At 38.3% G+C, this 14,006-nt stretch carries 10 protein-coding genes, 1 tRNA gene, 3 pseudogenes and 1 riboswitch; of the genes and pseudogenes, 5 read left to right on the top strand and 9 right to left on the bottom strand.

All coding sequences use genetic code 11. The features are described 5' to 3' along the window. Positions 1-110 precede the first annotated feature (110 nt). The 4 genes from LIZ98_RS05350 to LIZ98_RS05335 all read right to left on the bottom strand — a co-directional run bounded on the left by LIZ98_RS05350 (position 111) and on the right by LIZ98_RS05335 (position 2,698). Positions 111-686 (bottom strand): PIN domain-containing protein, encoded by a 576-nt coding sequence (locus LIZ98_RS05350; protein WP_041847905.1) that lies wholly within the window; start codon positions 684-686, stop codon positions 111-113. After that, entirely contained in the window at positions 679-1,464 is a 786-nt protein-coding gene (locus tag LIZ98_RS05345) for an ImmA/IrrE family metallo-endopeptidase (RefSeq protein WP_152617983.1), read from the bottom strand. Before LIZ98_RS05345 ends, LIZ98_RS05350 begins: the two co-directional genes overlap by 8 nt. Before the next feature lie 25 nt (positions 1,465-1,489). Continuing rightward, positions 1,490-1,855, bottom strand: coding sequence for a helix-turn-helix domain-containing protein (locus LIZ98_RS05340; protein ID WP_052480297.1), 366 nt, complete (start codon positions 1,853-1,855; stop codon positions 1,490-1,492). Between the two features lie 417 nt (positions 1,856-2,272). Beyond that, positions 2,273-2,698, bottom strand: coding sequence for an NUDIX hydrolase (locus LIZ98_RS05335; protein WP_227139152.1), 426 nt, complete (start codon positions 2,696-2,698; stop codon positions 2,273-2,275). A gap of 46 nt (positions 2,699-2,744) precedes the next feature. Here LIZ98_RS05335 and LIZ98_RS05330 point away from each other — a divergent pair. The 3 genes and pseudogenes from LIZ98_RS05330 to LIZ98_RS05320 form a co-directional block, all read left to right on the top strand. Continuing rightward, positions 2,745-3,053: pseudogene (locus tag LIZ98_RS05330) on the top strand (helix-turn-helix domain-containing protein); the annotation flags it as partial. Between the two features lie 274 nt (positions 3,054-3,327). After that, positions 3,328-5,397: pseudogene (locus LIZ98_RS05325) on the top strand (carbon starvation CstA family protein). 4 nt (positions 5,398-5,401) lie between these two features. Then, the gene (locus LIZ98_RS05320) at positions 5,402-5,602 is read left to right on the top strand and encodes a YbdD/YjiX family protein (RefSeq protein ID WP_034771975.1); all 201 of its coding nucleotides are present in this window, start codon (positions 5,402-5,404) and stop codon (positions 5,600-5,602) included. Between the two features lie 162 nt (positions 5,603-5,764). Here LIZ98_RS05320 and LIZ98_RS05315 read toward each other — a convergent pair. The 4 genes and pseudogenes from LIZ98_RS05315 to LIZ98_RS18265 form a co-directional block, all read right to left on the bottom strand. Next, positions 5,765-5,837: transfer RNA gene (locus tag LIZ98_RS05315), tRNA-Ala, on the bottom strand. Between the two features lie 440 nt (positions 5,838-6,277). Next, on the bottom strand, positions 6,278-6,943 hold the full coding sequence (locus LIZ98_RS05310) for an NAD-binding protein (RefSeq protein ID WP_227139153.1): 666 nt from the start codon (positions 6,941-6,943) through the stop codon (positions 6,278-6,280). Between the two features lie 12 nt (positions 6,944-6,955). Beyond that, positions 6,956-7,606 carry a potassium channel family protein gene (locus tag LIZ98_RS05305; protein WP_108898520.1) on the bottom strand — a complete coding sequence of 217 codons (651 nt, stop codon included), beginning with the start codon at positions 7,604-7,606 and terminating at the stop codon, positions 6,956-6,958. A 21-nt stretch (positions 7,607-7,627) separates the two neighbouring features. After that, a pseudogene (locus LIZ98_RS18265) lies at positions 7,628-10,342 on the bottom strand (cation-translocating P-type ATPase). Positions 10,343-11,015: 673 nt separating this feature from the next. Then, a riboswitch (glycine riboswitch) is annotated at positions 11,016-11,092 on the top strand. A gap of 74 nt (positions 11,093-11,166) precedes the next feature. Between LIZ98_RS18265 and LIZ98_RS05285 the strand changes: the two are divergent. Beyond that, complete coding sequence (locus LIZ98_RS05285) at positions 11,167-11,439, top strand: ACT domain-containing protein (RefSeq protein ID WP_034771967.1); 273 nt, start codon at positions 11,167-11,169, stop codon at positions 11,437-11,439. 27 nt (positions 11,440-11,466) lie between these two features. Further along, the gene (locus tag LIZ98_RS05280; RefSeq protein WP_227139155.1) at positions 11,467-12,828 is read left to right on the top strand and encodes a PFL family protein; all 1,362 of its coding nucleotides are present in this window, start codon (positions 11,467-11,469) and stop codon (positions 12,826-12,828) included. Positions 12,829-13,011: 183 nt separating this feature from the next. On the opposite strand, the gene ilvA is transcribed toward LIZ98_RS05280, so the two are convergent. Continuing rightward, positions 13,012-13,980, bottom strand: coding sequence for a threonine ammonia-lyase (gene ilvA, locus LIZ98_RS05275; protein WP_081912370.1), 969 nt, complete (start codon positions 13,978-13,980; stop codon positions 13,012-13,014). Between the last annotated feature and the right edge of the window lie 26 nt (positions 13,981-14,006).

Below are 14,006 nucleotides of genomic sequence, written 5' to 3'. Positions count from 1 at the left end.
ATAAAATATATTGTAAGGGTTTTTAAAAAACGTACAAATTACAAAGAAATTAAATTATGTTATAAATTTATTAAAAATAAAAATTGACAAGGCCAAGAGTAACAGTTTGCTTACTCCAGCGGCCATAAGTCATCATTAAAGCGTTCTTTACCATATCCAGCTATTGTCCAAATTAATAATGCATCTTTTCTTTTCCCTCCTGTTTCTTTAATTGTTCGAACTAAATCTTCAATACGAACGACTTGAATAGGAGATGAAAAGTTCTCATTAATGAATGATTGTTGACCCGTTTCATCTGAAAGAAAGTAGGGAATATTTACTGTCTGGGCAAACGCAATCGACACGATTTCTCCCCAATGATTTCCATTTTCTCTTGTATTTTTTACTCGTCTCAACTTTTCAATTGTATTTTCGTAAATGGTTAATGCTAGCTTCCCCATCTTAGCTATTGTCTCTTCATTAACAATTTCTGCACGACTTTTTTGAATTAGGGCATCAATCTGATTCTTTGCTCCTCTTGGCGATAATACCTCATTTTCATATACATACTCATGAATCAGTAGCTTACCAATATAATTTGGCAGTATATCTTCTAGTATATTGTACTTCTTTATTCTCCCAACCTTAATAGCAAAGTCTGCATCTAGTATGGCAACTGGCCAAATGTATGTGTTTGAATTATTCATCTAATTCCTCTAACAGTTTATCTATTTCATCTTCTGTTGGGAGGTTATTTGGTAAATCGATGTCAAAATCCTCAGGTTTTTTATTAATGAGAGATAATAGATTTTTCAATCTTTTGGGGGATATAAGTCCTTCTTGATAGAGATCACATGCATCTTTGGCTAAACCTTCATAATGAATAATTGGTCTTTCAACCTTTGGACTGTCTAATTGCAATTTTTTACGAATTAATTCAACGTTTGGTTCTTTCCATAATTGTTCCATTAGAGTTTTGTCGATAAATTTTATTTCAAAAAGTCTCCGAACCATCGTTTTATATGGAACTTGGAAAACATGAGACAATTCAACAACTTGATTAGCGGTAATAGCATTTTTTTGGATATCTAAAAATAACAATTCCTGTTCTAATACGTGTTTTGGAACTAATAGCATGGCTGCAAATAAATTCGCCCGTAATTCTCGTATATTGTCTGTTTCGTCATTTAATATTTTACTCTCTAACATTTGGGGATTTATAAGGTATTCTTTATCAAACCAAATATGATATAGTTCATGGGCGGCTGCAAAATTCTGTTTATCTGTAGGTATTTGACTATTTATATAAACAAATAAACGACCCTTTTTTTGACAGACAAATGCACACAATTCTTCATCTGAAAATGGGGATTGCAAGAGGATGGCTTCTTTTCTAATTATACTAAAAACCTCTTTACCAAGTATCCTTGAAGTTTTATGAAGTTCATTCAATTTTCCATTTGCCTTCAATTCAATTTCTTCCATCTCTGGTTCTGTTAAAAATGAAATCTTAGTCACGGTCGATGCTCCTTGTTTTTTTTAGTTCTTCCAATTCAATCATTTCATCCATGACGTAGTCTAAATATTGAAGGTGATGCCTTATTTTTGCATTCTCTGTTTGATTCATCATAAATAGTATGGGATCTTCAATGACATTCGTTTCTGATTCATGGTGAACTAGTTCATCGACAGAAATATTCATGACATCTGCAATCTTTTTTATTTCCTCAATATTTGTGGCCTTTTGTCCTTTAACAATCTTGCTCATTACTTGTTTGGAAACACCAATTCGTTCAGCAAATTCTGTTTGACTTATTTGATGTTTTTCAATGTAATGAATTATTTTTTCTCCAATTTCCTCAAAAATTGTTTTCATTCTACATTCCTCCCTAAACTATATGATATCCAATTTTTCATATTCAAGTCAACAATTTGTTTACTTCATGTAAATATTTGTATTCTAACTGTTTACTAAGAGGTCTGATTTCAAATGTTTTGGGAAGATATGGTAAAGTGGTCAATAGAAAGAGTGACATGAACAAACAAACAGAACGATAAATCTTAGCCCATTGGAGAACTAAATAAATATGGTTCGTAACACTATATAAATGATAATGACCCGATTTAGGGAATTAGAAAAGACTGTCCAGAAGTTAAGCAGTTCAATCAATGTAAAAAATAATAGCTATCGAACACGAATTAGCAATAAAACTAGCAGAAAAAACAACGCTTGGGCAATTTTCCAAGCGTTGTTATGTTCGAAACAGATATTATCTAAAGTGTTTTTCAATAATTAATTTCGCTCTATCATCAAGATTAGAAGGTAAGTGTGATGTGGTGAGAAGTATTTTAAATCAATACTTTCTCCATCAGCCATCGACAATTCACCATAAACTTCTTCGGCTAGGTAAACGCATATAACGTTATACACTTCATTACCATTAGGATACTTAAAGTAAAGCTCTTTTCCCGATAACACATCAATGAATTTAAATTTTCTTGCTTTTAACCCTGTTTCATCAAGTAATTCCCGTTTGGTAGTTTCCTCCAAACTTTCGCCTAGTTCCATTGCCCCGCCTAGAAGTCCCCATTCTTCTGTGTCTGAACGGTGTTGGAACAATATCTCTTGTTTATCATTTATAACAATTATAGTTGAGCCAACTAGTATAAATGGTCTGGATCCTATAAGTTGTCTTATTTCTTTTATGTATTCCGCCATAACTCCCACCCTTTAAAAAGATTTTTATATTTCACCTAATATTAACATCCATGCTTGTCAACATTATATCTTTACCCATCTTTATGAAGAAATCACACTCACAAAACTGGCGGAAATTGTAGCGATGAATCCGAGTTATCTTTCCACATTGTTTAAGAAAGAGGTGGGAATGTCGATTAGTGAATATGTTCAATCTGCAAAGGTGAATGAGGCAAAAAATTTATTATCCTATACATCTTACTCCATGTCTGACATTGCCAGTCTATTAAATTTTTACGATCAAAGCCATTTTATTAGAGTTTTTAAAAAATATACAGGGGTTACACCGAAGCAATTTAAAAATGAGGTTAAATAGTTGAGAAAGAATTGGAGCACAATGAGTGATTCTACTTTGATTAATCTTGGATTGACTTTAAATGTTTCTACATAAAGTTCTACGGTTTTATCAATTGATGTTCCGAAAATCTCTGTAAATATAAGAGTGCTATTTTTATGTTTTATAAATTATCGTACTTTTAGATAAATATCCAATAATCATTATAATTAACATATTATACTAATATTTTAATGGGTGGTATAATTCTGAACAATGGACGATATCAAAATATTGTAAAGGTGGGTGAAAGTGAATGAAGGCGATTAAATCAATTGTTATTTGGGGTTTGATTTCTGCACTGGGGGCGGTGAGTTTTGGTATTTTAGCCTTAAACAGAGGGGAATCAATTAACTCCATCTGGTTGATCACCGCTGCGATTTGCGTTTATGCGATTGGCTATCGTTTTTACAGTAAATTTATGGCAAAACGGGTCTTTGAACTGGATGATAATCGCAAAACGCATAGTGAAATTAATAATGATGGGAAGGACTTTGTACCGACAAACAAAGTTGTTTTGTTCGGCCATCACTTTGCAGCCATCGCCGGTGCAGGACCGCTTGTCGGACCTATATTAGCAGCACAAATGGGCTATCTTCCGGGAACCCTTTGGATCGTTGTAGGGGTTGTTCTGGCGGGAGCTGTTCAAGATTTTATTATTCTTTTTGCTTCGACACGACGCAATGGGAAATCCCTCGGTGAAATGATTAAAGATGAAATGGGAAAAGTAACCGGAATTATTGCCATGGTTGGTATTTTAGGTATCATGATTATCTTGCTTGCCGTACTTGGCCTTGTTGTTGTTAAAGCGTTAGTTGGTAGTCCATGGGGATTATTTACGGTTGCCTCAACGATTCCGATTGCGATTTTAATGGGGATTTATATGCGATTCGTCAGACCGGGGCGAATTGGTGAAGCCACTGCATTAGGTATTATTCTTTTAATTTTATCACTTGTATTTGGTAGATATATCGGTCAACATCCGGAACTTTCGGCCATATTCAATTTAAGCGGAGAAACGATTGCCATTTTGATGATTATTTACGGGTTTGTGGCAGCCGTTTTACCGGTTTGGTTGCTGCTTGCTCCGCGGGATTATTTAAGTACATTTTTAAAAATTGGAACGATTGTCGGTTTGGCGATTGGAATTTTTATTGCCATGCCACATCTGCAAATGCCTGCTGTAACTGAATTTATCAACGGTACAGGTCCGGTTTTCTCAGGCAATTTATTTCCGTTTTTATTTATCACCATTGCCTGCGGTGCCGTATCCGGTTTCCATGCCTTAATTTCTTCCGGTACAACACCGAAAATGATTGAACGGGAATCTCATGCGCGTCCAATTGGTTATGGTGCCATGTTGACAGAATCATTCGTTGCGGTTATGGCGATGATTGCAGCTTGTGTACTGACACCGGGTATTTATTTTGCAATTAATAGCCCGGCTGCGGTTATTGGTACCGATGTGACGGCCGCAGCAACAACAATCTCAGAGTGGGGTTACACCATTACACCGGATATGTTAACTGAAATTAGTAATCATATTGAAGAAGAATCCATTCTATCCCGTACAGGTGGTGCACCAACGTTTGCGATTGGAATGGCAACAATTTTCTCCCAAGTAATCGGCGGGAAAGCATTAATGGCATTCTGGTACCATTTTGCCATTTTATTTGAAGCATTGTTTATTTTGACCACAATTGATGCAGGGACACGGGTTTGCCGTTTTATGATTCAAGAAGTTATCGGTACCGTATATAAACCTTTCGCCAATACCGAAGCATGGTTACCGAATATTACTGCAACCGCATTGAGTGTAGCTGCTTGGGGATATTTCTTATATCAAGGAGTAGTTGACCCACTTGGCGGAATTAACACTCTATGGCCGCTATTCGGCATTTCGAACCAAATGCTCGCAGGTATTGCCTTAATCTTTGGTACAACGGTTCTCTTTAAAATGGGTAAGAAAAAATATACATGGGTTACACTGATCCCGACAGTTTTGTTACTTGTTGTTACATTGACAGCCGGTTGGTAAAAGCTTTTCCATTCGAATCCGGCAATCGGTTTTTTATCTCATGCAAACAAGTTTCAAGAGGCATATAATAACGGGGAAGTGTTAGCACCGGCAAAAGACTTAGGTGAAATGCGACAAATTTTGTTTAACGATTATATTGATGCAGCCCTTTGCGCCATCTTTATGCTTGTTGTTATTATGGTGTTTATTTCTGCCATTCGGATTTGGATTAAAATACTGAAAAATCAAAGACTGGAACTTCATGAAAGTTCGTATATTCCTAGAGAAAATATCAATGCGGGGGCATAACAAAATGGAATGGATTAAGAAAGTATTAAGATACCGGAAACAATTTTTTAGTTTGTTAGTCGGTGTTCCTTGTTACGAAACGTATGTCGAGCATATGGAAAAACATCATCCGGGCGAACCAATAAAGTCTCGGAAGGAATTTTTCTGCGAAGCCCAAGATGAGCGCTACAATGCAAAAGGCGGAAAAGTTTCGAGATGTTGTTAATTCTATAAAATAGCGAAAAATGCAAACAGCTCCGTTCAAATGGTGAATGGGGCTGTTTATTTTATTAATAGAAGAATCAATACAAATCCGAAGTCTTTCGAAATTCAAAAACCAATCTTCAAAAATTAAAATAAACCCTATTATATCTAGGGTTTTTGGTAGTGGAGCATAGCGGGTTCGAACCGCTGACCTCTTCGCTGCCAGCGAAGCGCTCTCCCAGCTGAGCTAATGCCCCATATTCTTTTTTTATAACGCTGACAAAAATTATTATATAACCAATAAAAATATTTTGCAAGGATATTTTTATCATCAACTTCTAAAAATAAATAGTCATCAAACTGAAAGAGGGCGGGATTAAATTTTTGTAAGGATATTAAAAGAACTAGTTATAAATAAATAATCGGGGTTTGAAGGAATCGGCTAGCACTGGTCTTACGGAAAAAAGGAATCACAGTGCACAAAAAGCCCAGTTCTCATGAACAAAACATAACAAAAGTATTCATAAGAACGTTCAGGCTTTTAACGGATAGTTGGTAGTTTTAGTTTAGTTATCCACATTACCGAAGATAGGAGGCACAAATACATTTTTATGTGCTTTTTAAAGGGTAATAAGTTTAGCTTATCGGTTAACCTCATTTATTTATGACAGGAGTGCAAATACGTTTTCATAGGTATTTAACTCACCGCAAAAATCCGATTAATTTCTTTTTCTGCGTCCTCATCTGTCAAAAGCAAAATTGAATCATGCGGCTCAATGAACGTTTCTCCTCGGGGAATGATGACCTCCTCATCCCGTAAAATCGCAATCAAGACGCATTTCGGGGGTATCCCCAAATCTTTAATTGGTTTTGCAACTGCACTAGACCCTTCATGTACAGCGACTTTCGCAATTGAGTAGTTGCCGCGGTTTAACTTCATTAAAGTAGACAAATTTTCCATATCCATTTCATCGACGACCATATGGGCCATAATATTCGATTGATTAATCGCAACGTCGACGCCCATCGAATGCGTATAAAGCCACTCATTACGCGGATGGTTGACACGGGCGACAACACGGCGCACCCCAAATTCAAACTTTGCAATGGTGGAAGCGACAAGATTTACTTCATCACGACCGGTAACAGCCACCAAAACATCAGCTGACTTAATTCCAGCTTCCTCTAGCGTATTTGGGTCTGTTCCGCTTCCCCCAATAACTACCTCACTGGAAAAATCCTCAATTAACTTGTCGATCAAATGTTCACGTATTTCAATTATTTTTATTTGAATACCATTTTCTTCCAGGAGTTTTCCGACATAAGAACCAACTTGCCCGCCACCGATGATAATCACATTCATATTTCTCACCCCTTATTTTAATCCGAGCATCATTTTTAATTTATTTTTAGCAGTCACAACAACAGCGATATACAGAACATCATGCGCCTGTAAAATGGTTCCCGACACAGGGATGATAGATTGATTTCCCCTACTGATCGTCACAATCATAATTTCGCCCATACTCATCAGTTCTTTTACGGTATGACCGATGAGAAGTGGGGGAGTTTCTACCCGAATTATCTCCACCTGACCATTATCAGGGGACCATACAGTATCCAGTTGATTATAGCTTAATAATTCCGTAACTCTTTGAATTCCCCAGGAAACAGGAGAAATTGTTTGAATACCGAAACTTTGATAAATATCCGCTTTCCTTGGATCGTATAGTAAAGCAATCACTTGAGGAACCCGATATTGATTTTTTACAATCCGGGCCAATAGCGCATTTGTTTCATCATCATTCGTACAAGCAACAAGCGCATCCACTTGATCAATTCGTAAAGCTTCTAAAATCTTTCTATCAATTCCAAAACCGACAACTTTTACACCGGAAAAATCAGGAGGTAATTTTTTAAAAGCCTCTTTATCCTTATCAATGATCGTTACATCATGTCCCCTTAATTGAAGATTCATCGCCAAACTTGCTCCCATATGACCACAACCAACAATGATATCCCGCATTTTCCTTCACTCCATTTCTATTCATTTATGAGTTTGCACTATTCTCCTCGAAATTGCTTTGCGAATTTCTTCAATGGCTAAAATAATAGGCGGAATGCAGATTAAGAAAGTCCAGCTTTGTACCCCGATTGGCGCTGTACCAAAGACTTTTTGTAATAAAGGCACATGCATAATGACCAGTAACAAAATGACCTCAAGAATAATCCCTGCATTAATCGTTACATTTTTTAGAAAACCGATTTTAAATACGGATTCATTTTCTGTACGACAGTTCATAACCGCACCAATTTGGCAAAAAACAATTGCAGCCAGTGTCATTGTTGTAGCAGCGATATAAGTTGCGCTTCCTTCCTCAGCCAAATTCCCTAACGAAAAACCATTGATGGAATTGACAAAGAAATAGGCAGAAAGAGAAACAATGGATTCTAAAATACCGTACCAAAAGAATGCTTTAATCAAAATGGTTCGATTTAATAAAGGTTCTTTCAAGTTTCTTGGTGGCTTGTTCATAATGCCGGCTTCCGGTTTTTCAGAGCCAAGACCAAGCGCCGGGATTAAATCGGTACCAAGATCAATAAATAAAATTTGCATGATGGTGAGCGGCAGTGGAATCGCTCCTTTTGATAACAAAAACGCCATTGATGGTGCAGCTTCCGGGACATTACTATTCAAAATATAAAGTAAAAATTTACGAATATTGTTGTAGGCAGCTCGTCCTTGTTCAACCGCATGGACAATGGAAGCAAAATTATCATCAGTCAAAATCATGTCGGCGGCTTCTTTGGCAACATCCGTTCCTGTGATTCCCATTGCTACACCAATATCGGCTTTTTTCAATGCCGGCGCATCATTAACACCATCACCGGTAACCGCAACGACTTCACCAAGTTGTTGGAGATTATCGACGACTCGATATTTTTGTTCCGGCGCAACCCGTGCAAAAATGACTTCATCCTTTAAGGCATTTTTAAGTTGGTCATCAGACATTCCTTCTAGTTCGAGTCCGGAAATAACGCGAAGGTGATCGCCTGTCACAATGCCGATCCGCTTTGCAATACTTTCGGCAGTGAGTCCATAGTCACCGGTTATCATAACAATGCGAATACCTGCTTGATGACATTTTTGCACAGCTTCTTTGACTTCCGGACGCGGAGGATCAGCCATGACAACTAATCCGATAAACGTCATTTTTTGTTCGATGATTTCAGGTGTATAAGCACTTAAAGATGTCGGGATATCTTGGTTGTCTTGACCTAAATATCGGACGGCAACAGCCAAAACCCGTAAACCTTGACGTGCATAGTTATCGTTTGCTGTCATAGCCTTTTTTTCATATCATCGGTTATTGGCTGGATTTGACCGTTAATCAGAACATTTTCACAAAGCTCAATTAACTCTTTCGGTGCCCCTTTTGTGTAGGCAACCCGATTTTTTCCGTGAATCGGTTTATTTAATTGATGAATGGTCGTCATTCGTTTTCTTCTCGAGTCAAAGTGGAGTTCACGGATGCGCGGTTGTTCGTTTTGTATGTTTTCAAGTTTTAAACCCGCTTTTTCAGCAACGACGCCTAAACAGGCTTCGGTCGGGTCACCGAGTACAGTGTAGCGTGGATTTTTTTCATCGGGTGGCAAAATTCGCGCATTGCTGCAGAGGCTGGCAGCAGTCAAGAGAAGATTAATATCAGGATTCGTCTTGGATGTAATCTTATGGTCTCCGTCGATAATTTCCCCTTTTGGTGCATAGCCGGTTCCGGTGACTTCCAGCTCTTTATCCGGGAGCCAGAGATGGTTTACAGTCATCTCGTTTTGCGTTAATGTACCGGTTTTATCCGTACAAATGACTGTAGTACAGCCTAGTGTTTCGACAGAGGAGAGGTTTTTTACAAGTGCATTTTTCTTTACCATTCTTTGTACACCACGAGCTAAAGCAAGGGTGACTGTTGGCAAAAGTCCTTCCGGGATAAAAGCAACAATCATTCCTAATGCAAAGATGAACGACTCTGCTACAGGGTCTTTGACGAAGAAAACAGCAAGAACAAAGAAAATAAAACCGAATGTCAGTGCAATGATGGAGATTTGTTTAGTTAGTCGATTTAATTCTTTTTGCAGCGGGCTCTGTTCATCTGTGACGTTTTGGGTTAGCCCGGCAATTTTGCCAAGTTCAGTGTCCATCCCTGTTTTGAAAACGACCGCTTTTCCCGAACCGCTGGAGACAGTACTTCCCGTGAAAATAAGATTAGCTATTTCAAGATTCGTCAAATCATTTCGGTGAATAGCATCGGAAAATTTTCGCACCGGATTTGATTCTCCTGTTAGCGCAGATTGGTTCACTTACAGATCACTTGCTTCAATAAGACGGGCATCAGCAGAAATTTTTTCGCCTTCTGTAATGAGCATCACATCACCGGGAACGAGCTCATCGGTCAAGATTTGTACTTCTTTCCCGTCACGGATCACTCTGGCATAGGAAGCGAGCATACTTTTTAATGCTTCTGTTGCTTTACTTGCCTTATATTCTTGAATGAAGCTAAAAATTCCGTTAATAATATTGACGCACCAAACAGCGACTCCGAGTTCGGGCATTTTGGCAACGAAGGCAATACCGCCACTAATCCAGAGAAGAATTGCCATCATGCTGATAAAGTTTGATAAAAATTGTAAATATAGCGGTCTCCCTTGTTTTTCTTTAATTGTATTTTTACCGAATTGTTGTAAGCGTTCTTTGGCTTCTTCGGATGATAAACCGTCTTGATTTGTTTTTAATTGGTCGTAAACTTGTTTTGCGGCAACTTGATAAATGATTTGATTTATAGTTTTAAAATCATCTTCTGTAGCCATTTGACCTTCCCCCAATAATAAATTGAATATTGTAATCTTTTATATCTTGAGTGTACAACTTGATATGGATTGCGTCTATAGTGTTTACAAAAATTTACAAAAAGTTCTTATTTTGAAGGGTAGGAAAGAAAAGGTTCGGAATTCGCCAGTCTAGGGAATTTTTAAAATTATAGGAAATTGAGGTATTTAATAGTAGGTGGACGTTCAACAGTCCCCCTAGAATTGCCAGTCCATCCCCGTAATTCAACAGCAAAATCAAGAAATTCAACAGTAAAAGGGGTGAAATTCAACAAAAGAAGGCGAGAATTCATCAGTAGTACCTGCTAATTCACCAGTAAAAAAGAGTAAATCACCAACAGGGTATGCGTATTCACCAGTTCCCCCCACATATTCAACAGTAAAATCGAAAAATTCGCCGGTCCTGCTAGAATACTAGAAATTCCGCAAAAAATCCCAACTGAATTGACAAAATTTCGCGTCGGTTTTCTATTGACCATCCCCCGTTTCATTGATAATATGACTATATTCATTAGAAAATTTAAGCGATGAATTTTGTGGGTAACACTACAAAAGGAGCAACTTCTGGAGAGACCGGGTATCCCGGCGCCGACGGATTCACAATCTCAGGCAAAAGGACAGAAGAGTAACAATCTGTTTCTATGTTATTCTGTCTTGAGATTGGAAATATCCAATCTTATTTTTTATAAACATGAGGTGACAAAAATGGAGAAAAAACGCGCAGTAGTCAGTGTTATTGGAAAAGATCAGATCGGAATTATTGCCAATGTTACGACGATTCTTTCCAATCATAAAATTAACATTCTGGATATTAGCCAAACCATCCTTCAAGGGTTTTTTACAATGATGATGATTGTCGATATGACGGGAGCTAATTTGGAGGACTTGCAAAAAGAGATGGATGAACTTGCAGAAAAACTAAATCTAAAAATCAATATCCAACTGGAAGATATTTTCCAAGCTATGCATCGAATTTAATTGATTGTTGTAAAGGAGTCCATAAAAATGAGTATTACATATAATGAAATGATGGAAACAATTCGCATGGTTCAATTGGAAAATCTTGATATTCGAACAGTCACAATGGGCATCAGTCTGAAAAATTGTGCTGATTCCGATTTTTCTAAAATGAATCAACGAATCTATAATAAAATCACTACCCATGCACAGCATTTGAAAAAAACTGCTGAGGAAGTAGAGAAAGAGTATGGTATCCCAATCATTAACAAGCGAATCTCGATTACACCGATTGCGGAAATATTAGGTGATGCGACAAAGGAACAAGCAATTGAAATAGCCAAAACGCTTGATAAAGCAGCGAAAGAATTGGGTATCGATTTTATCGGTGGTTTTTCCGCACTTGTCCATAAAGGAATGACAAAAGCAGATCAAACATTAATTGAAGCGATTCCGGAAAGTTTAAGTGTCACCGAACGAGTTTGTGCCTCCGTTTCGATCGGTACAACCAAATCCGGTATCAATATGGATGCTGTTCGGAAAATGGGTGAGGTCATCAAAGAAGCAGCGGAAAGGACAAAGGGTCAAAATGGACTTGCTTGTGCAAAATTGGTTGTTTTTTGTAATCCGGTTGAAGACAATCCATTTATGGCAGGCGCATTTCATGGAAACGGAGAAGGGGAAGTCGTTTTAAATGTTGGGGTTAGTGGACCGGGGGTTGTGTTGAATGCATTAAAGCGGCACCCGGAAGCTGATTTAGGTGAAGTATCTGAAGTCATAAAAAAGACTGCTTTTAAAATTACCCGGGCCGGTGAGTTTATTGGTCGTGTAGTTGCTAAGCGTCTCGGTGTTCCGTTTGGGATTATGGATTTATCACTGGCACCAACCAATGCGATGAATGACAGTGTGGCGGAAATTCTAGAGGAAATGGGGCTCGAACGGGTTGGGACACATGGAACAATTGCCGCTTTAGCTTTAATGAACGATGCCGTGAAAAAAGGTGGAACCATGGCCAGCTCCTATGTCGGCGGCTTGAGTGGGGCGTTTATTCCGGTTAGTGAAGATAACGGAATGATTCGCGGAGTCGTGGACAATGCGCTCAGTCTATCAAAATTGGAAGCGATGACTTGTGTTTGTTCGGTGGGGCTTGATATGATTGCTGTTCCCGGGGATGTTCCGGCTACAACAATATCCGCAATTATTGCCGACGAAGCAGCCATTGGAATGATTAATAAGAAAACAACTGCAGTCCGAATTATTCCTGTTCCCGGTAAAAGTGAGGGGGACATGATTGAGTTTGGCGGTTTACTTGGTCGAGCCCCGGTCATGGCGGTAAACGGGTATGGTTCGGAAAAATTTATTCGGCGTGGTGGAAGAATCCCCGCACCGATTCAAGCGTTGACGAACTAAGTTAATAAAAAATGACGTATGGACAAAACATATGTCATTTTTTATTATGTTTTTCCTATTAGCTAGCAAAAAACTCGCCAATATTCTGGCGAGTTTTCAACGTAATGTAAGCTAATTTTGTTTAAAATCAGAATGAAAAAGGAACAACCTGAAATCGAATATTTTTAATCAGGATACTCTCTTTTATGAATTTATCGCGATACTTTCACTGCCGACATGATTCATGGCGGCGAGCTTTTGAATATGCGACATTTCATCAAGATCGATATTTCCTCCACTAACAATCAGTCCACAATGTTTCGATTTAAAATGATGATGATAGGCGAATAAGGCGGCAATGGATGCGGCACCTGCTCCTTCAATTAACGTTTTCCCTCGTTCCAACATATAAAGGATGCTGGCAGCAATTTGTTCATCCGTTACGGTCACCACATCATCTACATATTTCATTATAATCGGCAATGTACTTTTTCCCGGTTGTTTTACGGCGATCCCTTCTGCAATCGTTGAGACGCGGTCCCAATTTGTAGGTTTTTTCTTTTGAAAACTGTCATAGACCGGAGCAGCTCCATTCGCTTGAACCCCAATCACCTTAATATGGGGATTGATTGTTTTTACTGCTACTGCGATACCACTGATCAATCCACCGCCACCAATAGGAACGAAGATTGTATCAATTCTATCCTCTTGTCTTAGTAACTCAAGTGCAATTGTCCCTTGACCGGCCATGACATCATAGTCATCAAAAGGATGAATATAGGCTGCACCGGTTTCCTTTTGCAACTCAAGGGAAGCCTCATATGCCTCTTGGAAACTTTCACCCGTCAAAACTACTTTTGCACCATAGTTTCGCGTCGCATCAATCTTAGCGTGCGGAGTGTGTACCGGCATAAAGATTGTTGCCGTTGTTCCTGCTTTCTTGGCTGCATGAGCTACTCCTTGAGCATGATTGCCGGCAGAAGCGGTAATGACCCCTTTCTTAAGCTCCTCCCGTTTTAATTGCATAATTTTGTAGGTGGCACCCCGTATTTTAAATGCACCTGTTTTTTGTTGGTTTTCCATTTTAAAATATACCTTTTTCCCAACAATCCGATTGGTTGTTTCCGAAGTAAATATTGGTGTGCGGTGAACGAACGGAGATAAGGCGTTCATCGCAGAATAAATTTTCTTTTCAGTTA

The organism is Caldibacillus sp. 210928-DFI.2.18, from assembly GCF_020554505.1.
In the GTDB taxonomy this organism is placed as follows: Bacteria; Bacillota; Bacilli; order Bacillales; family Caldibacillaceae; genus Caldifermentibacillus; species Caldifermentibacillus hisashii.
The sequence above is the reverse complement of the archived record's forward strand: the minus strand, read 5'-3'. Positions and strand labels throughout refer to the sequence as shown.